This window comes from Arthrobacter sp. Soil764 (genome assembly GCF_001428075.1).
Classification (GTDB): domain Bacteria; phylum Actinomycetota; class Actinomycetes; order Actinomycetales; family Micrococcaceae; genus Arthrobacter.
In genome coordinates this window covers 242,296-264,531 of record NZ_LMSI01000001.1, presented here as the reverse complement: position 1 = coordinate 264,531, position 22,236 = coordinate 242,296, and the positions used below count along the sequence as shown (strand labels likewise).

Sequence of the window (22,236 nt, the reverse complement as noted above, 5' to 3'; positions counted from 1 at the left end):
ATCATTCAAGGATAGGGTTATGTGCACAGCTACGCACATTTGCACTTGGAGGGGTCAGGCATGCTCTCGGTTCTTCGGGATACCACCTACCGGCGGTTGTTTGCCGCCCAGGTTGTGGCACTGCTGGGAACGGGGCTGCTGACCGTGGCGCTGGGTTTGCTGGCATTCGACCTGGCCGGGAAGGACGCCGGAGCCGTCCTGGGCACGGCCCTGACCATCAAGATGTTCGCGTACGTCGGCTTCGCCCCGGTGATCAACGCCGTGGTGGCACGGCTGCCCAAGAAGCCGGTGCTGATCGGCGCGGACCTGATCCGGGCCGGGATGGCGCTGTGCCTGCCGTTCATCACCGAGACCTGGCAGATCTACGTGGTGATCTTCCTGCTGCAGTCAGCCTCGGCCACGTTTACGCCCGCGTTCCAGTCGCTGATCCCTGCCGTGCTCAAGGACGAGAAGGACTACACCCGGGCGCTCTCCCTCTCCCGTCTGGCCTATGACATGGAAGCACTGGTGAGCCCGGCCATCGCCGCGCTGCTGCTGACCGTCCTCACCTACAACAATCTGTTCCTCGGAACAGTGGGCGGCTTCCTGTTCTCGGCGCTGATGGTGGTCCTGACCGTTCTGCCGGCCAGCGCCCCCGTCCAGCCGGGCGGGACATCTTCGCTCTGGCACCGCACCACCCTGGGCACCCGGATCTTCTGGCGGAACCGGAAACTGCGCTCCTTGCTCGCGTTGAACCTGGTGGTCTCCGCCCCCACCGCGCTGGTGCTGGTGAACAGTGTGGTGGTGGTCCGGCAGGTCCTGCACCGCCCGGACACTGACCTGGCCCTGGCACTTGCCTGCTTCGGCCTCGGGTCCATGGTGGTGGCCCTGTCCGCGCCGCGGATCCTGGAACGGCTGGGTGACCGGACGGTGATGCTTACCGGTGCCGCCGTGATCCCGTTGGCCCTGGCCGGGGCGGCCGTGCTGCTGTTCCTGCCCGCCGGCGATTCAACGTGGGGGTGGCTGCTGATGCTGTGGTCCGTGCTCGGCGCCGGCAACTCCACCATCCTGACCCCCTCCGCACGGCTGCTGCGGGAAGCGTCCACGGAGGAAACCCGGCCCTACGTTTTCACCGCCCAGTTCTCCCTCTCGCATGCCTGCTACATCATCAGCTACCCGCTGGCCGGCATCGCCGGGGCGGCTGCCGGTTTGGGCCCGGCTTCGCTGGCGCTGCTGATTCTTGCAATGATAGGGACGGCAGGAGCTTTCCTGTCATGGCCCCGGCACACCGACCGGACGGCCGGACCGACCGAGAGCAGGGAGCAAGGGGATGGGCAGCGAACCACAGCACGCCACCAGCCCCGCGCCTGACGCGCCTTCGCTGGTCCACCAGGTAGCTCCCGGACCCCAGCTCCTGGAAACAGCCGCCGGGACCCTGCGGATGCTGGCCGAACCCACCCGGCTGCACCTGCTGTGGCAGCTCGCTGACGGGCCCAAGTCCGTCACGGAACTGGCGCAGGCCTCCACCGTGCCCCGGACAGTGGTCAGCCAGCACCTGGCCAAACTGCGGCTCAGCGGCCTGGTGGACACCCACAGGAACGGCCGGCACATCATCTACTCCCTGCACGACGGACACCTGGTCCGCCTGATCCGGGAAACGATCAACCACGCGGACCACCGACTCACCGGCGAACCAACCCACGACTAACCCCCCGCATCCCAGGCGGGCCCAACGGCAGGAAGGCAGGAGAATGCCCACACAGGCACCCCTGACCCTGCCGCGCGCCCTCACCGTCACCGGCCTGATCCTGGGACTCGCGGCTGCCGCGCACACCGCCGCGGGCGGGCTCCTGCCCGCTCCTTCCGTGCTGGGGCTGCTGGCCGTCCTGGTCCTGCTCCCGGTCACGGCCCTGGCCCGGCGGCGGCTGGGTCCCGGCTCGATCACCGCAGCGCTGGCTCTTGGGCAGGTGGCCCTGCATGCGGCGTTCAACACCCTTCCCCAAACCGCCGAACACTGCATGTCCGCCGGCATCGCAGCCTACGGACACCATCAAGCCCAAACCGTCCCAGGCTGCGCCACAGCAGGGACCGGACTCACGGCACTGAACGTCCCGGCGCTCCCCGAACCGGCCATGACCGGGGCCCACATCCTGGCCGTGGCGCTCACCGCCCTGCTGCTGGCCCGCGGGGAATCGGCGCTGTGGCGGATGCTGGCCTGGTTCGCGCCCCTCGCCGTGATCCTGCGCGTCAAGGTCCTGCCGCTGTGGGCTCCCCCGGCGGCACCCAGGGTTTCGTTCTTCCCGCGGCTGCACCCGTGCCTGCGGATTCCTGCCCTCCGCGGCCCGCCGGTTTCCGCTTAGGGACTGCCGGCCTCCGCCACCCTGTGATGCCGCGGTCCCAACCGCTGCCAGTCATCCAGTCTTTCTTTGCCTGACCGCACCACGCCGGTGCTTCAGGTTGTCCCGAAAGGACACCCAGCACGTGAAATCTTCATTCCGCCGCGCCCGCACCGCCGGCGCCTTGGCCGCCCTCCTTGCCCTGTCCGCCGTTGCCGGCACGGCCCCGGCGCAGGCACACGACGCACTCGCCTCGAGCAGCCCCGCCAACGGGCAAACCATTACTACCAACCCCGGCAAGGTCTCCATCACCCTGAGCAACGCCCCGGACACCCGGCTGCCGGGATCGAACAGCATCAAGGTCACCGCCCCTGACGGGCATGTGGTCAGCGCCGGCGAGCCCACCGTGGACGGCAACACCCTCAGCACGGACGCGGACATCGACCACCCCGGCAAGCACACGGTGGAATGGCGCGCGGTCTCGGCCGACGGCCACCCCATCGACGGGACCTTCAGCTTCACCTACACCCCCGAAGAAGCAGCCGCCTCCGACGGAGCCGGTCACACCGAAGGAACCGGGACCCACCAGGAATCGTCGGCTCCCGCCACGGCACCGGCAGCTGCTGCAGCAACCACACCGGCGCCGGAAGCCCAGGCTGCAACGCCCGCATCCGCGCAAAGCGCTGACAATGCGGGCCTGTTCATCGGGCTCGGGGCGGTCCTGCTGGTCCTCGTGGCCGTGGGCGCCTACCTGATCGGCCGCCGTACGAAAGCGGCAGCCAGCAAGTCCGACTGACAACGCCTAAAACCCCGATAGCCCGTCCGAAGCCTCAGCTCCGGGCGGGCTATTCCGTGCCGGCCACCCCGCTGCGGCGTTCCAGGAGCAGGGTGTCCTGCCAGTGGCCGGCCTTGGGTCCGTGGCTGATCCTGGCAATCCGTTCCCTGGTTCCCACCACCCGGAAACCCAGGCGCTGGTGCAGGGCAAGGCTTGCCGTGTTCTCCGGGAAGATGCTGGACTGGATGGTCCAGATCCCTGCGGCTTCGGTGGACTCGATCAGGGCGTTCAGGAGGAGCCTGCCCACGCCGCGTCCGTGCGTTTCCGGCGCAACGTAGATGGAGTGCTCCACGACGCCCCAGTAGACCTCCCGGGACGACACGGACGATACCGCTGCCCATCCCAAAACCCTGTCCCTGTCCTCGGCGATCAGCCGGTGCCCGGGCAACCGCCCGCCGTCGAACGCTTCCCAGGTAGGCGGCTCGCTCTCGAAGGTGGCCTCCCCCGTGGCGATGCCCGCGGCATAAATGGCGTGGACCGCACCCCAGTCCTCCGGGCACATGGGGCGGACGCTAACGGGGTTTTGCATGGGTCCCATTATGGTGCCGCTGCCCCTCATCCTCCTGCTGCCCGCAACGGTGGGCGGCGTAAAGAATCCGTCATTAAAACGCCCCTGCCGCCCCGGCTGCGCCCTCGAGGCCCTTTGATGGAGGCACAGCCAGCGTGTGTTGAGGCAGGGAGAGCAGATGCAGTGGGATGAGGTGCCCGAAGACCGGGGCAGGGTCAGGTTCGCCGCGGCGGCCGGGGCGGTGGAGGGCTACGGCGGCCGCGGACTGAACGGCCGAGCCCTGCATCCGGCTGCGGGTTACCTCTTCCCCGACGAGGACGGCGAGGGCTGGTGGGTGATCTTCCAGCCCTGGCCGTCACCCGGTTCACCCGGGTACAAAGTCCCCGGTGACATCCTCGCCTGCAACGATTCCTACGGTGACATGGTGCACGTAGTGGTGCTGGCCGCGGGCGTTTGGGAGGACGACGCCGGGGCCGCCTTCCGCGTGCACCTCCCGTCAAGCCTCGCGGACGCCGCCCGCGTTGCAGCCTCGGTGCCGCACGTGGCGGGACGGGAGGACAAAGAACGGCGAACGGCGGGCCCTCCCGTCAGCCCACGTGGACCCATGGACGCTGGGTGACATCCGGCACGGCCTCGCGCAGCACCTCCCTGGTCACGGGCGCGATTTCGCCCTCGCCCAGGAACAGGAACCGGACGAGGTTGGTGATGGGGTTGCCTTCCGTCCACCGGAAGTAGATGTGGGGCATCAGCCCCGTGACGTCCCTGATGTGCAACAGCACGGAGGCGATGGTGTTGGGCACCACCGGCCCGTGGACTTCGAGGATGTGGTAGCCGTGCCGGTTCACGCCGCGGACATGCAGCTCCGTTTCGAAGTCCGAGGAGTCGTCCACGACGACCTCGAGGAACAGGGCGTCACCGGCCAGCGGGAGGTGGCTGACCTCGATGGCTGATTCGAGTTTGTCCCGGTATGCCTCCGGGGACAGCCGCAGGGGCTCGTGCGCGATGATGGTGATGGGCCCGTCGAGGGTGCTGGACATGAACTCCAGGGCCTGTTGGTCCAGGTGCACCCGGGTGGCGTGCAGTTCAAAGGAACGCCGGACCCTGGACAGCAGTGAGATGACGATGATGCCCAGGATGAAGATGGCGGCGATCCGGATGCCTTCCGGGCGTTCGAAGATGTTGGCCACCGTAGTGTAGGCGAATACCACCGAGATGGCGCCGAAACCCAGCGTGAGGTTCCGCTGCCCGCGCCGGCGCGCCGACAGCGTGACGGCGACGGCCGCGGAGGTCATCAGCACCAGGACGCCGGTGGCATACGCACCGCCCTGGGCGTCGACGTCGGCGTTGAAAATGAAGGTGATCAGGAAACCGATCAGCGTGAAGACGAGCACCAGGGGCCGGACCGCCTTGGCCCAGGCCGGAGCCATGCCGTAGCGCGGCAGGTACCGGGGAACCAGGTTCAGCAGGCCGGCCATGGCGGAGGCGCCGGCGAACCAGAGGATGCCGATGGTGCTGATGTCATAGACGCTGCCGAACCCTACGCCGAGGTACTCGTGCGCCAGGTAGGCCAGGGCACGGCCGTTCGCCTGGCCGCCGGGCTGGAACTCCTGCTCCGGGATGAGGACAACAGTGATGAAGCTGGTGGTCAGCAGGAAGACGCTCATGATCACCGCGGCGGTGGTGAGCATGCGCCGGGCACCCCGGATGCGGCCGGCGGGGTTTTCTTCCGTATCGTCCACATCTCCGCGGACCTGCGGCATCACGGCGACGCCGGTCTCGAAGCCCGACAGGCCCAGCGCCAGTTTGGGGAACACGAGCAGGGCGATGGCCACGGCCATCAGCGGGTTTCCATGGGATACCCATAAGTTGGTCCACCAGTCGCCCATGGCCGCGGGATGGGTGAGGACCTGGGCGAGGGTGGCAACCACCACCACCGCGTTTAGGCCCAGGTAGAGGACCACCAGGACCACGGCGACGCCGATGGCTTCCTTGAATCCGCGCAGGAACACCGCCGCCAGCAGGGCCAGCAGGAAGAGCGTGACCGGGACGTTCTGGTTCTGGAGCCAGCCGGGGGCGACAGGGTTGCCGATGAGGTGGGCGGTGGCGTCGGCTGCCGAAAGGGTCATGGTGATCATGAAGTCGGTGGCGGCGAACCCGAGGAGGACCAGCACCAGGAGCTTGCCTCCCCAACGGGGAAGCAGCCGCTCCAGCATGGCAATGGACCCTTCACCGCGGGGGCTTTCACCGGCAACCCTCCTGTATACCGGCAGGGCGCCCAAAAGGGTCACCGCCACCAGCACCAGGGTGGCCAGCGGGGAGATGACCCCGGCCGCCAGTGCCGCGATGGCCGGCTGGTAGCCGAGTGTGGAGAAGTAGTCCACACCGGTGAGGCACATGACCTGCCACCAGGAATGTTTCTTCTCGTGCTGGGTGGGCACGCCTCCCGGGCCTTGGTGGGCACCCTTGCTGTCCTGCAGCCCAAACAGCAGCCAGTCCTGGAGTGCCCTCCTGCCGTGCGGATGGGGCGCGGAAGGATCCGCGGGGGGCCTGCTCAACGTGGTCATCTTTGCCTTTCCGCGCTGCCCGATGCAGCGCGACCACTGCGAAGCTAGCACCGGCAAAAACTGCTGACCTGCGAAAAGGGCCTTTATTGACGAATCCTTTACGCGTGATTTAAGACGGCGGGCAGGCCCTTCCGCGGCGCGTCACGGTTCGAAGCGGTACCCCATGCCGGCTTCCGTCAGCAGGTGCCGCGGCCGGGCCGGGTCTGCTTCCAGTTTGCGGCGCAGTTGGCCCATGTAGACGCGCAGGTAGTGGGTCTCGGTGTCGTAGCCCGCACCCCATACCTTCCGGAGCATCTGCTGCTGGGTGATGAGCCGTCCGGGATTGCGCACCAGCAGTTCCAGGATGGCCCACTCGCGCGGGGTAAGGCGGACCTGTTCCCCCGCGCGGGTCACCTTCCGCTTCGCCAGGTCCACCTCGAAATCCCCCACGTCCACCGCAGCCGCAGTGTCCACCACTTCCGGCGTCCCGGCCCGCCGGCCGGCCACCCGCAGCCGCGCCAGGAGCTCGTCCAAGCCGAACGGTTTGGTCACGTAGTCATCCGCGCCGGCGTCCAGGGCCCGGACCTTGTCCACGGATCCGTGCCGGGCTGACAGCACGATGATGGGCATACCGCTGGTGCGGCGGATCCTGGTGATCACATCCACTCCGTTGATGTCCGGCAGGCCCAGGTCCAGCACCATGGCGTCCGGGTGGCCCGCCTCCGCGTACTTCAGTGCGGTCACTCCGTCCAAGGCAGTGAGCACCCGGTAGCCCTCCGCTTCCAGGTTGACCTGGAGTGCGCGCAGGAGCTGCGGTTCGTCGTCAACGATCAGTACGGTCCTCACGAGGTGCTGGTGCCTGCTTTCCCGGGTACGACCGCCACGGCCGGTCCGGCCGAAAGGGGCAGGCGGATAATCATCGTCAATCCTCCGCCGGGGGTGGGCTCGGCCAGCAACTGCCCGCCCATGGCCTCCGTGAAGCCTTTCGCGACGGCGAGGCCAAGCCCCATGCCGAGGCCAACGGGCGCGTCATCGAGGCGCTGGAAGGGCTGGAACATGCCCTCGACGGCGGCAGCGGGCACGCCCTGCCCGTGATCGACGATGCGCAACTCGCCGAAGGGGGTGCCGCCGTCGTCCGCTGCGTGGGATCCGCCAGGGACACCCACGATGGCAACATCGGACGACGGCGCGTATTTCAGGGCATTCTCGACGATGTTGGCGATGACCCGCTCCAGCATTCCCAAATCAGCCTGCACGGCGGAAATCTTGGGGGCGAGGTCAACCCGGACGCGGTCCGCCGGCAGGCCGCGCAGGGCGTCTTCGACCGCGTCGCCCCACGTGACCGGGGCGGTCAGCGGAGCGGCCGAACCGCTGGAGATCCGGGACATGTCCAGGAGGTTGGAGATCAGCGCGTCCAGGCGCTCGGTGTAGGACTCGATGGTTTCGAGCATCTCGGCCTGCACCTCTGCCGGCAGTCTGCGGCCTTGCCGCCGGAGCGCCGTAACGGCCAGCTTTATCCCCGCCAGCGGGGTCCGCAGGTCATGGCTGACGGCACGCAGGATGGCGGTACGGACGCTGTTGCCCTCGGCCAGTTTCGTGGTGCTCTGCAGCGTCCGCTGAAGGGCATGGCGTTGGCGCAGCAGCAGGAGATGGGCCCCGTGGGCGGCCAGGAGGAGCCGGTCACCGGCCGTGAGGATCCGCCCGGAGAGGACCAGCGCGGTCCCGGCATCGGGCAGTTCCACGCTGTCGGTCAAGGCTGCAGCATCCGGGAAGGGAGGCGGAGCGTCACCCGAAAAGGCCTGGAGTGCCCATGCGGCCTCCCCGTTCCCGGAGGTAGTAAAGAGCCCAGCGGACCTGACCTGGAAGGTCTCCCGGACCTTGTCCATGAACGCCGCGACGGTGTCGTCGGCGAGCAGGGCATCATGGGCGAGGTCAGCGAGGGTGGCGGCTTCCGCGCGTGCACGTGCCGCCTCCCGGGCGCGCCTGGCGGACAGTCCCACCACCAGCGACACAGCCACAGCAGCGCTCAGGAAGACCAACAGCGCGAACACGTTCTGGGGGTCACTGATGTTGAAGGTTCCCACCGGGTCCGTCTGGAAGTAATTGAGCAGCAGCGAACCCAGGACCGCCGCGAGTACCGCCGGCCACAGGCCGCCGATGAACGCCACCGCCATCACCCCGGTCAGGTGGACCAGCGCATGCGTGGCCAGGTTCAGTTCCGGGCTGACGGACAGCAGCAGTGTCAGCAGGACCGGAAGGAGTACGGCGAGGACGAAACCGACAGCGGTGCGCCTGCGGCTGAGCGCGGCGTGCGCCGGCTCCGGCAATCCAGGTCCGCCCTGCTGATGGGACACGATGTGCACGTCGATATCACCCGAACCGCGGACCACTTTTGCGCCTGTACCGGCGCCAAAAACCCGGTTCCAGACGCGTCCGGGCGAGGCACCGATGACTATTTGCGTGGCGTTGACGCTCCGGGCAAACTCCAGGAGTGATGCTGCAGGTTCCTCGCCGGAAAACGTGTGGGAGGTTCCGCCGAGGTCGGTGACCAACTGCCGCTGCGCGTCCAGCAAACGGCCCGGCCCTGCGCTGCGCCCCTCGGCCCGCCGCACATGGACGGCCAGCAGGTCCCCGCCACGGACTCTGGACAGGATGCGGGACGCGCGCCGGATCAGCAGTTCCCCTTCCGGGCCCCCGCTAAGTCCCACGACGATCCGCTCACGGGCGGGCCAGGTAGCCGTGATGCCCTGGCTTGCCCGGTAATCCGCGAGGCCTTCATCCACCCGGTCGGCCAACCAGATCAAGGCGATCTCACGGAGGGCAATGAGGCTGCCCAGGCGATAGTCGCCGGCTAGGGCCGCGTCGATCCTTTCCTTCGGGAAGACCTTTCCGTCAGCCACCCTTTGGCGCAGCAGTTCCGGTGATATGTCCACCAGCTCCATATGGTCGGCACGCCGCACCACAGCATCCGGGACCGCGCCCTCCCCCGGCTGGTCGGTGATCGCGGTCACAACGTCCTTCAGCGAGGCCAGGTGCTGGACGGCCAGGGTGGTAAGCACGTCGGTTCCGGCCGCCAGAAGGTCCTCGATGTCCTGCCAACGGCGTTCATTAGTGCTGCCTTCGGTGTTGACGTGCGCGTATTCGTCGACGACGGCCACTTCCGGCTTCCGGGCCAGCACGGCCTCAACGTCGAGCTCTGGTACCTCTGCCCCGTGGACGTCCATCAGGAGGCGCGGCGGCACGACGTCGAGCCCGTCAAGAAGCTGCCTGGTCTCCTGCCTGCCGTGGTCCACTGCAATGCCGACGGCGACGTCCCTCCCGCAGGCCGCAAGACGGTGCGCTTCCCGCAGCATGGAGTACGTGGTGCCGGTTCCTGCCGCCGCACCCAGGAAGATCCGAAGCGTTCCACGTGCCATAACCACAGTCTTATCCCCTCCGCCCTGCCGGACCAACTCTGGGGAACAAGAAGCAGCAGGTGAGCGGGCGTTGCGTGAAAAGGCGCTAGAGGTGAGCGCGCGTCGCAGGAAAACCGGCCCGAGGTGAGCGGGCGTCGGAGGGGCCGGTGGCGGGCAGTCAGTAAGCTGGCGGCATGCCCGCCGTCTCCGCCCTGCTGCCCACCCTCCTGGCCGTGGCCATCCTGGCGGCACTCACGGTGGGCATCCTGTGGGCGGCGCGGACGCCGTCGTACCTCTCCCCTGCCCTGGCCATCCTCCGCGGGGCGGCCCAGCTCGCGGCCATCAGCCTGGTGTTGGGCGGCGTCATCAGCAGCCCGCTCTGGGTGGCGGCCGCCCTGCTGGTCATGTTCAGCGTCGCTTCCGTGACGGCCACGCGGCGGCTCACCTGGTCCTGGCGGCGCTTTGCCCTGGTGGCCGCAACCATGGCTGCCGGCATCCTGGTGACCCTCGCCGTGGTCTTTGGAACGGGTGCCATCGAGTTCGCGCCGCGGTACCTGCTGGCCGTGGGCGGAATCGTGATCGGCAACTCCATGACCATCGCCACCCTGGCAGGCCGCCGTTTCTTTGAAGCCGTGCTGGAGCAGTGGGACCAGGTGGAGGGCTGGCTGGCGCTGGGCGCAACACCGCGGCAGGCAACCCTGATCCAGGCCCGGCAGGCGGTGCATTCGGCCCTGATCCCGTCCACGGACCAGACCAAGACCACCGGCCTGGTCACCCTCCCCGGCGCGTTCGTAGGCGCGATCTTCGGCGGCGCCTCGCCCCTGGAAGCCGGCCGGTTCCAGGTGGTGGTGCTGGCTTCGATCATGGCGGCGGGGTCCATCACCGCCGTCGCGCTGATCCGCTCGCTGGGCAACGTAAAGGTGCGGCCCGTGCCGCTGTAGGGGCGGCAGGCGCGGGACCTTCAGCCCTAGCCCGGCCGGGTGCACTGGGGGAAGGTCGAAGTGGCTCCCCGGGTCCTGAAACGGCCCATCCTTATGCCACCCCCGCATGCCATGAACTCCCGCCGGATCACCCCCGCCACAGACGCCGCCGCGGCTCAACCACGCGAACCCGGGGCGCGGCGTCGCGGTGTTGCCTGGAAGACAGCCCTGGCGCTCCTGGCCGCCGTCGTGCTTCTCCTTCCCGTCATGCTGCTGCCGCTCACCACCGGAGTACCGGTCTTCGCCTGGCTGCCCCTGCTCCTGGTGGGGCTGGCAGGCATGGTGTGGCTGGTGGTCCGGCGACGGAAACCGCACGCACAGCTGGCCGGCGTGGGCGTCCTGGCACTCGTGGCCGCAGTGGCCGTGGTCGCGTCCCAGATCCTGTCCGGCACCCCGCCGGTCACCGGTTCAGACGGCCAGCCGGTGCCGGGCAGCATTGCGGGCGCTGAGAAGGTGGAGCTGAACGGCAGCGAGCAGTGGATCCTGGTCCGGGGCCACAATCCATCCAACCCTGTGCTGTTGAACCTGGGGATGGGCGGCCCGGGCGGCGGCGGCTTCTTCAATGCCCAGGAGTTCAGGCAGCTGGAGGACACGTTCACCGTGGTCAGCTGGGACGAGCCGGGCACCGGGAAGTCATACGGTTCGGTGCCGGTCAAAGGCCTGAACAAGGAACGGTACGTGAAGGATGCTGTTGCCCTCACCAACCTGCTGCGGGAGCGCTTCAAGCAGGAGAAGATCTTCATCTACGGCGTTTCATGGTCCAGCATCATCGGCCTCTGGCTGGTCCAGGAGCACCCGGAGCTGTACCACGCCTTCGCCAGCAGTGGCCAGATGGTGAACACCACAGAGAACGATCGCATGGGCTATGGGCTGGCGCTTCAGCACCTCGAGGAACAGGGCGACAAGGACCGCGCGGAGGAGCTCCGGCGGAACGGCCCCCCGCCCTACCGCGGCAACAACGTGGCGTCCCCCTACGTCGCTTTCCTGGACGTACTGAACGAGATGATGGGATCCATGCGTTTCTCGGTGGCCGTGCCGCTCATCCCGTTCTTCGTCCCCGAGTATGGCTACATCGACAAGGTCAACCACACGCGCGGGGTGATCGAATCGTTCAACGCCGTCTACCCGCAACTCGAGAACCTGGACTTCCGTCAACAGGCCCTGAAGCTGGACGTTCCGGTCTACTTCTTCGTGGGCCGGCACGACATCAATGCCATGGCCTCACTGGTGGAGGACTACTACAACTCGCTCTCGGCACCGGACAAGAAGCTGATTTGGTTGGAGGGAGGGCACGGGCTGGGCAGCGCCGAGAACCAGGACGTCTTTTTCGATGTGATGCGCAACCAGGTGCGGCCGCTCGCCGGGTAGGTGAAGGTGCGGCCCGTGCCGCTGTAGGTCGTTGACGACATGCCACGGCGTTCCGCGGTGGTACCGTGGCCGCTATGCACCTGAAGGCTTACCAGCGCGGCACCCCAACGCCACGCCGGAAGAATAAGCCCAGTACACCCTCAAGCGGCAGCAACGCTATGGCCGGCTTTGCCGCATGGCTGCGCGGCCTGCCACACCTGGTGCGCCGCGCAGTGCCCCGCCACCCCGCCCAGCTGATTGTCCTGGGTTTCGCGCTGGCCATCGGCGCGGGAACAGGGCTGCTGATGCTGCCGGTTGCCAAGGCCGGACCCGGCGACGCCTCCCTTCTGGAAGCCCTGTTCACGGCCACGTCGGCAGTGTGCGTCACCGGGCTGATCACGGTGGACACGCCCGTGTTCTGGAGCGGGTTCGGGCAGGCCGTCATCCTTGTGCTGATCCAAGTAGGAGGGTTCGGCGTGATGTCCTTCGGCACCCTCCTGGGCGTGTTCGCGGCAAGGCGGCTGGGCCTGCGCTCACGGATGCTGGCTGCTGCGGAAACCAAAAGCGTGGGTTTCGGCGACGTCCGCCGGGTGCTGCTGGGCGTCTTCCTGATCACCGTCACCGTGGAGGGAAGCCTGGCCGGAATCCTCACCCTGCGGTTCCTGGCGGGGTACGGCTATCCCCCTGGCGAGGCCATCTGGCATGGTGTCTTCCATGCCGTCTCCGCCTTCAACAATGCCGGATTCGCGCTCTACACGGACAACCTGATGGGTTTTGCCCGCGACCCCTGGGTCATCCTGCCGATCGCTGCCGGCGTGATCATTGGTGGCCTTGGCTTCCCGGTGCTGTTTGAGTTGCGGCGGCAATACCGCCGGCCCGTCTTCTGGAGCATGAACACCAAACTGGTGCTGGTGGGCACAGCCCTGCTCCTCGCATTCGGCACGGCCTTCCTCACCGCAGTCGAATGGTCCAACAGCGCAACCCTTGACGGGCTGGCTCCGGGCGAACGGCTCATGAACGGCTTTTTCCAGTCTGTTATCACCCGCACCGCGGGTTTCAACAGCATCGACATCGGCCAGATGCACCCGGTTTCCTGGATGGGCATGGACATCCTGATGTTCATCGGTGCCGGCCCGGCCGGAACCGCCGGCGGTTTGAAGATCACCACCTTCGCAGTGCTGTTCTTCATCCTCTCGACCGAACTGCGCGGCGGCACCGCCGTCAACATCTTCGGCAAGCGGCTTTCCCGGGCCGTGCACCGGCAGGCCATCACGGTGGTGCTGCTCGCCATTGCCGTGGTCACCGCCGCCACCATGTTCCTGATGCTGATCACCGATTTCGGGCAGGAACGGATCCTCTTCGAGGTGGTCTCCGCATTCGCGACGGTGGGGATGTCCACGGGCATCACCGCGGCCATGCCGCCGGCCGGCCAGGTGGTCCTGATCCTGCTGATGTTCATCGGCCGCCTGGGTCCGGTCACGCTCGGCACGGCACTGGCGGTGCGCAGCAGGCCCATCATGTACGAATACCCCAAGGAAAGGCCCCTCATTGGTTAAGGACATGTTCACCCGGAAAGCCGGGCGCGTGGCGCAGGCGGACTCCGTGGTCGTCATCGGCCTGGGCCGCTTCGGCGGCGCGCTGGCGCTGGAGCTGGAAGCCCAGGGCACCGAAGTGCTGGGCATCGACAGCGACGAGGACATTGTCCAGTCCTACAACGGCAGGCTGACCCATGTGGTGCGCGCCGATTCCACCAAGGAGGAGGTGCTGCGCCAGCTGTCCGTCCACGAATTCGACCGTGCTGTGGTGGGCATCGGCACCGACCTGGAGGCCAGCATCCTCACCACCTCCCGGCTGTTGACCTTCAAACACCCGCAGATCTGGGCCAAGGCCATCAGCGAACCCCACGCCGAAATCCTGGTCCAGCTGGGCGTCGAAAACGTCATCCGTCCGGAGCATGACATGGGCAAGCGGGTGGCGCACCTGGTGCGTGGTTCCATCCTTGACTACGTGGAATTCGAAGATGACTTTGTCATGGTCCGCACCCAGCCGCCGTCCGAGGCGAGGAACCGGCCCCTGGGCGTGCTGGGCCTGCGGGACCAGTACGGGATCACGATCGTGGCCGTCAAGAGGCCCGGCTCGACCTGGCAGCACACCACTGCACAGACCGTCCTTTACGACGACGACCAGATCATCGTGCAGGGCCCCAAGAACCTTGCGGAGCGGTTCAGCACGATGCTGTAGGCCGGGTGCAGACGGGCGGCGGTCGAAGCCCTGTAGCCCGCCGTGCGGTTGGACTACCCTGAGGGGGTGGCACAGCCTACGGTACTGATTTGCGGGGCAGGAATTGCCGGACCCACCTTGGCGTTCTGGCTGGCCCGGCATGGATTCGCACCGACCCTGGTGGAACGGTCCAGCGGCTTGCGGTCCAGCGGCAACCCGGTGGACGTCCACGGAGACGCCACCGGCATCGCGCGGCGCATGGGTGTCCTCCCCCGGCTTCAGGCAGCCGCCACCCGGGCTCCGGGATTGGCGTTCGTGACCGCGTCCGGGCGCAGGATCGGCCCGCTGCGGCTTGGCCGCCCCCGCGGAGACGATGTCGAAGTGCCGCGGGCCGACCTCGCGGCGGTCCTCTGCGAAGCAGCCGCGGACGGCACCGAGTTCCTGTTTGGCGATTCAGTCACCGCGCTGGAGGCGGACGACGGCGGCGTGGACGTTGCGTTCGAACGCTCAGCGCCGCGGCGGTTCCACCTGGTGGTGGGCGCCGACGGACTGCACTCCACCGTCCGCAGGCTGGCCTTTGGCCGGGAGGCAGACTTTGTCCGCCCGCTTGGTCTGTACATTGCCACGCTCTCCCTCGGGCGGCCGGCGGCCGACCCCGCCACGGTCCTCATGTACAACCAGCCAGGCTTGTCGCTGACCATCCACCCCGTCCGTGGAACTGCCGGTGCCGGATTCATCTTCCGGGGACCAAAGCATCCCGGCGCCGGGTACCGGAACCCGGAGGCCCAAAGGGAGATCGTGGTAAACGCGTATGCCCGGCACGTTTGGCCTGTGCCGGAGTTGCCCCACCTGCCCGGACAGGTACGCAACGCGCCGGACCTCTACTTCGATGCCGTCAGCCAGGTGCGGCTGCCGGGCTGGTCCCGCGGGCGGGTGGTCCTGCTGGGCGATGCGGCCTCCTGCGTGTCCCTGTTCGGGGACGGTTCCAGCATGGCCATGGTGGGCGCCGTAACCCTGGCCGAGGAGTTGGGAGCAAGCCGCGGCGACCCCACAGCGGCGTTCCACCGGCACGAAACCCGCCACCGCAAGCTGGTGGCCTCGCGCCAGCGCGGGTACCAGCTCGGAGCGGCCCTTCTCGTTCCCGCTTCCCGTGCCGGCCTCACCGTCCGGAACCTGGCCGTCCGTCTGCTCCCGGGATGATCGCTTCGCCGGAAACCTTCGCGGCATCAACGGCCCGGCGGTCCGGATCTGCCATGATGGTGCGATGTGTGAGCACCCCATCCGCAGCCAGGACATCACCGTCGCCGGCGTCGCTTTCCCCGCACCTTCAGGCCTCCCGCGGTGACGGTGAAAGAGCTGGCCAGGGACGCCGTCCTGGCCAGGACCGGACTCCCCACGCCCGGGCCGGGTCTGGACGTCGCCGTCCCGATTCCCTCCCAGCGGCTGCAGAACCTGGTGGAACTGGCCAGGACGCTGTGCGGCCAACCGGTCACCGCGATCAACATCATCACCGAGAACCTGCAGTACCAGGTGGCAACGGCGGGCATGGAACCCTACCTGTGTTCCCGGGAAGATTCGATGTGCGCTGTGGGCTTCCTCAACGGGACCCCCACTGTCCTGGAAGATGCCTCCCTTGATCCGCGCTACAGCAACAACCCCTATGTGGACGGCCGGCGGGGCGAGGTCAGGTTCTACGCGTCCATCCCACTGGTGGCCGAGGACGGCTTCGTCCTGGGCACGCTCTGCGCGGGTGCAAGGGAAACCGGGCAGCTGAGCGACCGGCAGCTCAAGGGCCTGGAAATCCTCGCCGCCGAAATCGTCGAGGCCCTGCAGCTTGAGCACCGCGCCCGCCAGCTGGCCGATGCGCTGGCCGAGGCCCAGCGGAGCAACACGCTGCTGGCAGAGTTCGCCGGCCGGATCAGCCATGACCTCCGCAACCCGCTCACCTCCGTCCTGGGCTACGTTGAACTGGCCCGGGACGATGCCGAAGCGCTGGAGGACCGCCAGATCGCGGAGTACCTGGACATGGTGGCCAATTCCGGCCAGCGCATGCTGTCCATGGTCAGTGATGTCCTGTCCTATGCCACCATCGGCGGGGACATCCGGCCAACCTGCCTTTCCCTGCCGGACCTGGTCCGGGACGTAAGGCAGGACCTGGCGGCCAGCATCGAAGAGTACGGCGCCTCGATTGAATGCGGCGACCTGGCCTTCACGGCAGATCCCGTCCAGATGCGCGTGCTGCTGCAGAACCTGGTCCACAATGCCATCACCTACAGCCGGCCCGGCGTTCCTCCCGTTATCCACATCACCGGCCACCGTGCAGAGGACGGAACAACCCTGCGGGTGATCGACAACGGCAAAGGCATCAGCGAAGCGGACCGGAAACGCGTCCTGGACCCCTTGGTGCGCCTGCACCGGGAGGACGACCCGCCCGGCACAGGCCTGGGCCTGGCCACCGCTGCCCGGATCGCCGCCGCGAGCGGAGGACGGCTCGAAATCGGACCGGTGCCCGGGGACGGCACCATGGTCACCATCCACCTGGGCGCCAACAGCTGACGGAATGCCTCAGGGCTGGTCCTTCAGGGCACGGACGAAGGGCGCCTTCCCCAGGGCAGTCCGTTCAAGCCGCGCCACCACCTGAACGTCCACGCGAGCGTCCAGCGCGCCGACGGCGAGGAGGGCGCCAGCCACCGCCGCCCGGACTCCTTCCACCGAGTTCCCGGGCATGAGTCCTGCCAGCAGTACCCGCAGCCCGGTGGGTTCCTGGATTACCTGCCAGCCTGCGATGGCGGCCTGGTCCAGGACATCGTGGAAGACGATGGGGTGCACGCTGACGGTACCTGTCCTGCCGGGCAGGTGCAGGACGTCCTCGATGCGCCCTTCAATGTCTTCCATCAACGTGAAGGAGCGACCGCAGGGGCAGCCCCGTCCGCCCAGCCTTACGGTGTCGGACATCTCGTACCTGATCAACGGCAGGGTGCGCGAGAACAGGACGGTGACCAGGAGCCTGGCCCCGGTTGTCCCGTCGGGCACCGGGTTGCCTGCCTGGTCCACGGGCTCGATAATCACGAGGTCCTCGTAAACGTGCCGGTTCCGGTAGGCGCAGGGGGATGCGATTCCGGCCGTTTCGGTGGCGGCGTAGACGTCGAACGGGGCACTTCCCCATGCGGCTTCCAGTTCCGATGCGGCGTGGGGGCTGAGCACTTCGGAGGCTGACATGACCCCCTGCGGCGCGATGTGCAACCGCCCCGCCTGCTGTTCTGCGGCGAGGGGTTTGAGGGCTGAGGCGTAGCCGACGAGGATCCTGGGTTGGAACCGGTTCAGCGCGGCGACGTTTTCATCGATGGGAGCGGTTACGTCCAGGCGGAGGGTGGGGATCATCTTGGAGCGCACGGATGCACCGACGACGGCCGACTGGTGGGTGGGTACGCGCGAGCTGACCAGGGCAACCTTCAGCGGCATGGCCAGCCGGGCGGAGAGCCCGGCCCAGTCATTCGCGCGGGCGTACGAGGCCAGCACGGCAGCCCACTCCGCGCGGTTCCAGACAAAGATTCCGCGGCCGCCGGTGGTCCCGGCCGTCGCCGCCGCCCACCACCGGCCCCGCCACGGCCGGCCGGGATCCCCGCCGCTCCCGGCCAGGGACCGCAGATGCTCCTCCAGGTCTGCCAGCGTGAGGTCCGGGGTGGTGATGGCCTCATCGAAATGCGCCATCAGGTCGGCTTTGGTCACCGGCGGCAGCTGATCCAGCGGAGCGTCATGCAGGCCCGCGTGGTGGCGGCGGTAGAACTCCGAGCCGCCGTAGGCGGCCCGGCGCAGCTCCTTCAGGGCGTGGTCCTGATGGGCTGCGATCCGGGCAGCGTCCCAGCGGTCCCGCCTCCGCAACGCGGCCCGCAGGAACAGCACATGGGAGACAAGGCGGAGATCCATGGTGCGCCGCCTAATGGCCTGTCAGCCCTGTTTGACCAGCGCTGCCTCCAGGGTGATCTTCACCTTGTCGCTGACCAGCACGCCGCCCGCTTCCAGGGCCGCGTTCCAGGTCAGCCCGAATTCCTTGCGGCTGATTTCGGCTTCGGCGGAGAAGCCGGCCCGGGTGGCGCCGAAGGGATCCACGGCGACGCCGGTGAACTCCACCTCAAGCTCCACGGGACGGGTGACGCCCTTGATGGTCAGGTCCCCTGTCAGGGTGTATTCCTCGCCGTCCCCTTCGATGTGGGTGCCGCGGAACGTCATCTCCGGATACTGCTCGACGTCGAAGAAATCCGCACCCTTCACGTGTGCATCGCGGTTGCGGTCACCGGAGTCGAAACTGGCAGTGGACACCGTGGCGTGGACCGAGGACTCTTCCAGGGAATGCCCCACCCGGGCCTCGGCGCTGGCCTCCGTGAAGCGGCCGCGCACCTTGCTGATTCCGGCATGGCGGACGCTGAAGCCGATCTCGCTGTGCGACATGTCCAGGAGCCATGTTCCCGGCGTGAGTTCCTTGGGAAGGGTCATTGTCATTCTCCTTACTCGTAGGGCCGCAGGCTTCGCTGCCCGCTACAGGCGCAAGATTACGGATGCCCCTAAATATTCCCCATAAAACCCGCAGATATAAGGGGGCCGGGTGAACCGGGAGGGAACTTGCGGCGTATACATAAGCGTGGCACTACGACTACTGACCGCACTGGCGCTGTTCATCGATGCCGGCGTCCATCTCTTCCTGGCCCCGGGTTATCAGGACACGCAGCCGGGCACCGTCAGCCAGGGCACCCTGTTCCTCCTCGAAGCGGCCGCCGCCGTGGTGGCCGGGATCTGGGTGCTGGCGCGGGGCAGCCGCGCCGCCTACGCACTGGCTTTGGCTGTGGCACTCAGCGCGTTCGCCGCCGTCGTGCTCTACGCGCTGGTGGACATCCCGGCCATCGGACCGATTCCGGCCATGTACGACCCCGTCTGGTTCTTCTCCAAAACCCTGAGCGCCGTTGCTGAGGGAGCCGGAAGCCTGCTGGCGCTCGCCGGCCTGGTCCGCGCCGGCCGCAGGGGAAGGCCCGACGCCGGCAGCAGCTTCCCGGCGAAACGCCGCCGGCCGTGATGATCACCGCAGCCGTTGCTACCGTGCGGGTGGAGGTGGCAGATGAGCGCAGCTGACCGGGCGATGCCCGACGCCGCAGCCACCCTTGCCGCCTACCTCCTGGCGGCCCTCTGGCTGTCATCCCTGTCCGCCTCCGGCTTGGTCCCCCAGCTGGCAGGCGTGTGCGCCGGCGCCCTGGTGACCGCGGCCGCCGTCGGCTCTGTCCTGCGGCGCATCCCGCGCTTCTCCACTCCGGCAGACCGCGTCACCCTGCTGCGGGCCGTCCTGGTGGCGCTCTGCGCCGTGGTGGCTGTTCCGCAGCTGTTTACCGGCCGCGGCCCGGACCTCCTCCTGCCGGTCCTGGGCGGCGCCGCCTTCCTGCTCGACGGGGTGGACGGAGCGGTGGCGCGGCGGACAGGAACGGCGTCGCCGGCGGGGGCACGCTTCGATGCAGCCACCGACGCCGCCCTGGTGCTGGTGTTGTCCATCGCGGCCGCCGCGGTGGCGGGACCGTGGACCCTGGCCATTGGGGGCATGTACTACGTGTTCGTGGCAGCCGGGTTCTTCCGGCCCCACCTTCGGGCTGCGCTTCCGCCCAGCTTTTCCCGCAAGGCGATCGGCGCCTTCCAGCCGCTGGCGCTGCTGGTGTCACTTCTCCCCGGCATGCCGTTGCCTGCCGCCTTCCCGGCGGTGGCGCTTGTCCTGCTCACGCTTTCCTTCACACGGGATGTGGTCCAGTTGGAGGCCCTTCACCGTTCGGGGATGCTGGACGGCGGCCTGGCCCGGACCGGACCTACCGCCCGTTAGCCAGGTGGTCCAGCATGGCACCGGCCACGGCGTCCGGTGAATCCTCGGTGGGGATGTGCTTGCCGTCCACCTCCACCAGGTCTGCGTTGGGGATCTCTTTGACGTAGCGGCGGGCGAACTCGATCTTTTGGAAATCGTCGTCCCGGCCCCAGACCAGGCGCGTGGGAACGGCGGCCTCCTTGAGGGCAGGCACCAGGTCCAGGGTGTAGCGGGCATCCGCGGCCGCTGCCATGGCCATCCAGGACCGGGCCCGCGCCGGAGACTGCCAGGGAGAAAGGTAATCCTCCAGCTCGTCCTCACTCAGGGTGCGCAGCGCGCAGGCCTGGGTGGATTTGCGGCGCGCGGCGAGGAGATCCGCCTCCGTCGTGTTCCGGCGCACCTCGGGGTCCTTGAAGCGTTCGACGGCGGGCACCGGCCAGGAGTCGAACATGACGGCGTTCATCAGCACCATCTTCCGGATTCTTCCGCTGGTGGCGGCGAGCTGCTGCGCCACGCCGCCGCCGATGTCATGCGCGGCAACGTCGAACTGAGCGATCCCCAGGGCGTCCGCGGCCCGAAGCACTGTCTGCGCCAGGGCCGGGACGGTGGCCTGCTCAACGTCCAGTTCTCCCCCGCTGCGGCCGAATCCTGGAAAGTCCAGGGCGTGGCAGCGGCTTTGCGTGGCCAGTGCCGGCAGGACGGGCTGCCACACCCGGCTCCAGAAGGTGCCGTGCAGCAGGATCAGCGGCGGGGCGGCTTCATCCCCGGCCGTGAGGTAGGACAGCGGAACGCCGTCCACGTCAACGGTGCGGCGCTCGACGGCGTGTGCTGCCACGGGTGGTCTCCGTTTCCGATGGGATGTGCGCTGTCAGTGGCGTGCCTACGCGGCGAGTACCGCGGGCAGTTCCGTCAGCGCGCTGATGGTGATGTCCGGGGCCTGGAAGTACGACGGGTAGCGCGCGCCGGTCCTGTTGAGCCAGGCAGTCCGGAGCCCCGCCTTGGCTGCCCCGTGGATGTCCCAGGGGTGCACGGCGACCAGCAGCATGTTTGAAGGCTCCGCTTGGGCCGATGCTGCCGCGTACTCATAGGCGGCGCGGCCCGGCTTCCACGCGGGGGCGTCCTCCACGGACAGGAGCAGCTCAAAGCGGTCCCTGATGCCGCCGGCGGCAAACAGTTTGTTGGTGTTGGCCGCCGCCCCGTTGGTCAGGGTGATCAGCCGGTGCCCGGCGGCGGCCAGGGCACGCACGCCATCCGTGACGTCCGGGTGCAGCGAAAGGTTCTGCATGGCCGTCATGATCCGTTCGACGGCGGCATCCAGGTTCCCGGAGATCCCTTCGGCTGCCAGCAGGGTGCGGAGGGCTTCGGCGCCGATGGCCGCGAAGGCTTCGTTATCGCCGCTGGCCGTGAGGGCGAAGCCGTCCCGCAGCAGGGTGGCGAACCAGAGTTTGGCCAGCTCCCGGGGCGCCCCGACCTGTGCGAATGCTTCGCCGAGCGGGGCCATGTCAGACAGTGTCTCGTTGACGTCGAAAACAATGACCAGTGGTTGGGTGGGCATGGTCTTCCTTTCCTGTTCCCCGATGCGGGTTATGAGTGTGCTACTTGGCGGGGTATTGGCTGGAGCGCAGCAGGCGGGCCAGGTGCACGGCGTTGCGGGCCAGCCCTGCATTGGTGGAGGCCACCGGATCCGGCACCTGGTCAAGGTCCTTGAAGTCCACGGTCTGCATGGCCTCGCCCACCCAGTAGGTGCCGCCCTGCGCCGGCAGGCTGAAACCGACATCGTTAAGGCCCTGCATCATGTCGGCGATGACCTTGTGGGCCCCGTCCTCGTTGCCCACCACGGCCACCGTGGCCACTTTTCCGTACATGACGGGCCGGCCGTCGTCGTCCGTTTCGGACAGGTCGGCATCCAGGCGCTCCATGACCTGCTGGGCAACGCTGCAGGGGTGGCCCATCCAGATGGGGGTGGACAGGACCAGGATGTCCGCCGCCAGGATCCGCTCGCGGATGGTTGGCCACTGGCCGCCGTTGCCCATGTCCACCTGCACGCCGCGCTTCACGTCATAGTCCACGATCCGCAAAGACTCCGTGGCGACCCCCTGGCCTTCCAGCTCGTCCAGGATGTGCTGGGCCATCAGCTCACTGCTGGAGGGCTCCGGGGAAGGGGTCAGGGTGCAAACGAGGGCAAGAGCGGACAGTTCGGACATCGGCGGAAGCTCCCTTGATTTTCTCGGCGAAAATAGTCAGTCTACTTAGTAGTAGA

At 67.9% G+C, this 22,236-nt stretch carries 22 protein-coding genes; 13 read left to right on the top strand and 9 right to left on the bottom strand.

What is annotated here, in order from left to right; translation table 11 throughout:
* Positions 1-60: 60 nt before the first annotated feature.
* The 4 genes from ASG86_RS01240 to ASG86_RS01225 all read left to right on the top strand — a co-directional run bounded on the left by ASG86_RS01240 (position 61) and on the right by ASG86_RS01225 (position 3,111).
* Positions 61-1,350: an MFS transporter gene (locus ASG86_RS01240; protein WP_056329066.1), complete on the top strand. Its 1,290-nt coding sequence runs from the start codon at positions 61-63 to the stop codon at positions 1,348-1,350.
* Positions 1,310-1,687: an ArsR/SmtB family transcription factor gene (locus ASG86_RS01235; RefSeq protein ID WP_056329065.1), complete on the top strand. Its 378-nt coding sequence runs from the start codon at positions 1,310-1,312 to the stop codon at positions 1,685-1,687. Before ASG86_RS01240 ends, ASG86_RS01235 begins: the two co-directional genes overlap by 41 nt.
* Positions 1,688-1,730: 43 nt before the next feature.
* Complete coding sequence (locus tag ASG86_RS01230) at positions 1,731-2,339, top strand: hypothetical protein (RefSeq protein WP_056329064.1); 609 nt, start codon at positions 1,731-1,733, stop codon at positions 2,337-2,339.
* Between the two features lie 121 nt (positions 2,340-2,460).
* Positions 2,461-3,111 (top strand): copper resistance CopC family protein, encoded by a 651-nt coding sequence (locus ASG86_RS01225; protein WP_056329059.1) that lies wholly within the window; start codon positions 2,461-2,463, stop codon positions 3,109-3,111.
* A gap of 49 nt (positions 3,112-3,160) precedes the next feature.
* On the opposite strand, the gene ASG86_RS01220 is transcribed toward ASG86_RS01225, so the two are convergent.
* Positions 3,161-3,679, bottom strand: coding sequence for a GNAT family N-acetyltransferase (locus ASG86_RS01220; RefSeq protein WP_056329058.1), 519 nt, complete (start codon positions 3,677-3,679; stop codon positions 3,161-3,163).
* Between the two features lie 157 nt (positions 3,680-3,836).
* Between ASG86_RS01220 and ASG86_RS01215 the strand changes: the two genes are divergently transcribed.
* A complete protein-coding gene (locus ASG86_RS01215; protein WP_056329057.1) occupies positions 3,837-4,277 on the top strand; it encodes a hypothetical protein in 441 nt (146 codons plus the stop codon).
* On the opposite strand, the gene ASG86_RS01210 is transcribed toward ASG86_RS01215, so the two are convergent.
* From ASG86_RS01210 to ASG86_RS01200, 3 genes are all read right to left on the bottom strand, one after another.
* The gene (locus ASG86_RS01210; protein ID WP_056329056.1) at positions 4,246-6,222 is read right to left on the bottom strand and encodes a hypothetical protein; all 1,977 of its coding nucleotides are present in this window, start codon (positions 6,220-6,222) and stop codon (positions 4,246-4,248) included. The genes ASG86_RS01215 and ASG86_RS01210 overlap by 32 nt on opposite strands.
* A 141-nt stretch (positions 6,223-6,363) precedes the next feature.
* Complete coding sequence (locus tag ASG86_RS01205) at positions 6,364-7,047, bottom strand: response regulator (RefSeq protein ID WP_056329053.1); 684 nt, start codon at positions 7,045-7,047, stop codon at positions 6,364-6,366.
* Positions 7,044-9,617: a DUF4118 domain-containing protein gene (locus tag ASG86_RS01200; RefSeq protein ID WP_056329044.1), complete on the bottom strand. Its 2,574-nt coding sequence runs from the start codon at positions 9,615-9,617 to the stop codon at positions 7,044-7,046. Before ASG86_RS01200 ends, ASG86_RS01205 begins: the two co-directional genes overlap by 4 nt.
* A 173-nt stretch (positions 9,618-9,790) precedes the next feature.
* Here ASG86_RS01200 and ASG86_RS01195 point away from each other — a divergent pair, with 173 nt between their 5' ends.
* From ASG86_RS01195 to ASG86_RS01170, 6 genes are all read left to right on the top strand, one after another.
* A complete protein-coding gene (locus ASG86_RS01195; RefSeq protein ID WP_056329041.1) occupies positions 9,791-10,537 on the top strand; it encodes an ABC transporter permease in 747 nt (248 codons plus the stop codon).
* 93 nt (positions 10,538-10,630) lie between these two features.
* The gene (locus ASG86_RS01190; protein WP_235565043.1) at positions 10,631-11,944 is read left to right on the top strand and encodes an alpha/beta fold hydrolase; all 1,314 of its coding nucleotides are present in this window, start codon (positions 10,631-10,633) and stop codon (positions 11,942-11,944) included.
* 158 nt (positions 11,945-12,102) lie between these two features.
* Positions 12,103-13,479, top strand: coding sequence for a TrkH family potassium uptake protein (locus ASG86_RS01185; protein WP_056329038.1), 1,377 nt, complete (start codon positions 12,103-12,105; stop codon positions 13,477-13,479).
* Between the two features lie 4 nt (positions 13,480-13,483).
* Entirely contained in the window at positions 13,484-14,164 is a 681-nt protein-coding gene (locus tag ASG86_RS01180) for a potassium channel family protein (protein ID WP_200946089.1), read from the top strand.
* A gap of 66 nt (positions 14,165-14,230) precedes the next feature.
* Entirely contained in the window at positions 14,231-15,343 is a 1,113-nt protein-coding gene (locus ASG86_RS01175; RefSeq protein WP_056329035.1) for an FAD-dependent monooxygenase, read from the top strand.
* Between the two features lie 141 nt (positions 15,344-15,484).
* The gene (locus ASG86_RS01170; protein ID WP_056329032.1) at positions 15,485-16,699 is read left to right on the top strand and encodes a sensor histidine kinase; all 1,215 of its coding nucleotides are present in this window, start codon (positions 15,485-15,487) and stop codon (positions 16,697-16,699) included.
* Between the two features lie 9 nt (positions 16,700-16,708).
* Here ASG86_RS01170 and ASG86_RS01165 read toward each other — a convergent pair whose 3' ends face one another.
* Complete coding sequence (locus tag ASG86_RS01165) at positions 16,709-18,070, bottom strand: phenylacetate--CoA ligase family protein (protein WP_056329029.1); 1,362 nt, start codon at positions 18,068-18,070, stop codon at positions 16,709-16,711.
* Between the two features lie 21 nt (positions 18,071-18,091).
* Complete coding sequence (locus tag ASG86_RS01160; RefSeq protein WP_056329028.1) at positions 18,092-18,637, bottom strand: YceI family protein; 546 nt, start codon at positions 18,635-18,637, stop codon at positions 18,092-18,094.
* Between the two features lie 145 nt (positions 18,638-18,782).
* Between ASG86_RS01160 and ASG86_RS01155 the strand changes: the two genes are divergently transcribed.
* Together ASG86_RS01155 and ASG86_RS01150 are read left to right on the top strand one after the other, a co-directional pair.
* Positions 18,783-19,211, top strand: a complete 429-nt coding sequence (locus ASG86_RS01155; protein WP_235565042.1) for a hypothetical protein — start codon at positions 18,783-18,785, stop codon at positions 19,209-19,211.
* Between the two features lie 42 nt (positions 19,212-19,253).
* Positions 19,254-19,997 carry a CDP-alcohol phosphatidyltransferase family protein gene (locus ASG86_RS01150; protein ID WP_056329027.1) on the top strand — a complete coding sequence of 248 codons (744 nt, stop codon included), beginning with the start codon at positions 19,254-19,256 and terminating at the stop codon, positions 19,995-19,997.
* Here ASG86_RS01150 and ASG86_RS01145 read toward each other — a convergent pair.
* The 3 genes from ASG86_RS01145 to ASG86_RS01135 are packed head-to-tail and all read right to left on the bottom strand — an operon-like array spanning position 19,984 to position 22,180.
* On the bottom strand, positions 19,984-20,811 hold the full coding sequence (locus tag ASG86_RS01145; RefSeq protein WP_056329024.1) for an alpha/beta fold hydrolase: 828 nt from the start codon (positions 20,809-20,811) through the stop codon (positions 19,984-19,986). The genes ASG86_RS01150 and ASG86_RS01145 overlap by 14 nt on opposite strands.
* Positions 20,812-20,856: 45 nt before the next feature.
* Entirely contained in the window at positions 20,857-21,531 is a 675-nt protein-coding gene (locus ASG86_RS01140) for a haloacid dehalogenase type II (RefSeq protein WP_056329021.1), read from the bottom strand.
* Positions 21,532-21,571: 40 nt separating this feature from the next.
* Complete coding sequence (locus ASG86_RS01135; protein ID WP_056329018.1) at positions 21,572-22,180, bottom strand: flavodoxin family protein; 609 nt, start codon at positions 22,178-22,180, stop codon at positions 21,572-21,574.
* Positions 22,181-22,236: the final 56 nt, after the last annotated feature.

Bases quoted from the DNA above. Each gene is read 5' to 3' on its own strand.
- ASG86_RS01240 (WP_056329066.1), top strand. From the start codon at position 61: ATGCTCTCGGTTCTTCGGGATACCACCTACCGGCGGTTGTTTGCCGCC.
- ASG86_RS01180 (WP_200946089.1), top strand. From the start codon at position 13,484: ATGTTCACCCGGAAAGCCGGGCGCGTGGCGCAGGCGGACTCCGTGGTC.
- ASG86_RS01230 (WP_056329064.1), top strand. From the start codon at position 1,731: ATGCCCACACAGGCACCCCTGACCCTGCCGCGCGCCCTCACCGTCACC.
- ASG86_RS01185 (WP_056329038.1), top strand. From the start codon at position 12,103: ATGGCCGGCTTTGCCGCATGGCTGCGCGGCCTGCCACACCTGGTGCGC.
- ASG86_RS01215 (WP_056329057.1), top strand. From the start codon at position 3,837: ATGCAGTGGGATGAGGTGCCCGAAGACCGGGGCAGGGTCAGGTTCGCC.
- ASG86_RS01200 (WP_056329044.1), bottom strand. From the start codon at position 9,617: ATGGCACGTGGAACGCTTCGGATCTTCCTGGGTGCGGCGGCAGGAACC.
- ASG86_RS01140 (WP_056329021.1), bottom strand. From the start codon at position 21,531: ATGCCCACCCAACCACTGGTCATTGTTTTCGACGTCAACGAGACACTG.
- ASG86_RS01235 (WP_056329065.1), top strand. From the start codon at position 1,310: ATGGGCAGCGAACCACAGCACGCCACCAGCCCCGCGCCTGACGCGCCT.
- ASG86_RS01195 (WP_056329041.1), top strand. From the start codon at position 9,791: ATGCCCGCCGTCTCCGCCCTGCTGCCCACCCTCCTGGCCGTGGCCATC.
- ASG86_RS01135 (WP_056329018.1), bottom strand. From the start codon at position 22,180: ATGTCCGAACTGTCCGCTCTTGCCCTCGTTTGCACCCTGACCCCTTCC.
- ASG86_RS01160 (WP_056329028.1), bottom strand. From the start codon at position 18,637: ATGACCCTTCCCAAGGAACTCACGCCGGGAACATGGCTCCTGGACATG.
- ASG86_RS01150 (WP_056329027.1), top strand. From the start codon at position 19,254: ATGAGCGCAGCTGACCGGGCGATGCCCGACGCCGCAGCCACCCTTGCC.
- ASG86_RS01210 (WP_056329056.1), bottom strand. From the start codon at position 6,222: ATGACCACGTTGAGCAGGCCCCCCGCGGATCCTTCCGCGCCCCATCCG.
- ASG86_RS01165 (WP_056329029.1), bottom strand. From the start codon at position 18,070: ATGGATCTCCGCCTTGTCTCCCATGTGCTGTTCCTGCGGGCCGCGTTG.
- ASG86_RS01220 (WP_056329058.1), bottom strand. From the start codon at position 3,679: ATGCAAAACCCCGTTAGCGTCCGCCCCATGTGCCCGGAGGACTGGGGT.
- ASG86_RS01190 (WP_235565043.1), top strand. From the start codon at position 10,631: ATGCCACCCCCGCATGCCATGAACTCCCGCCGGATCACCCCCGCCACA.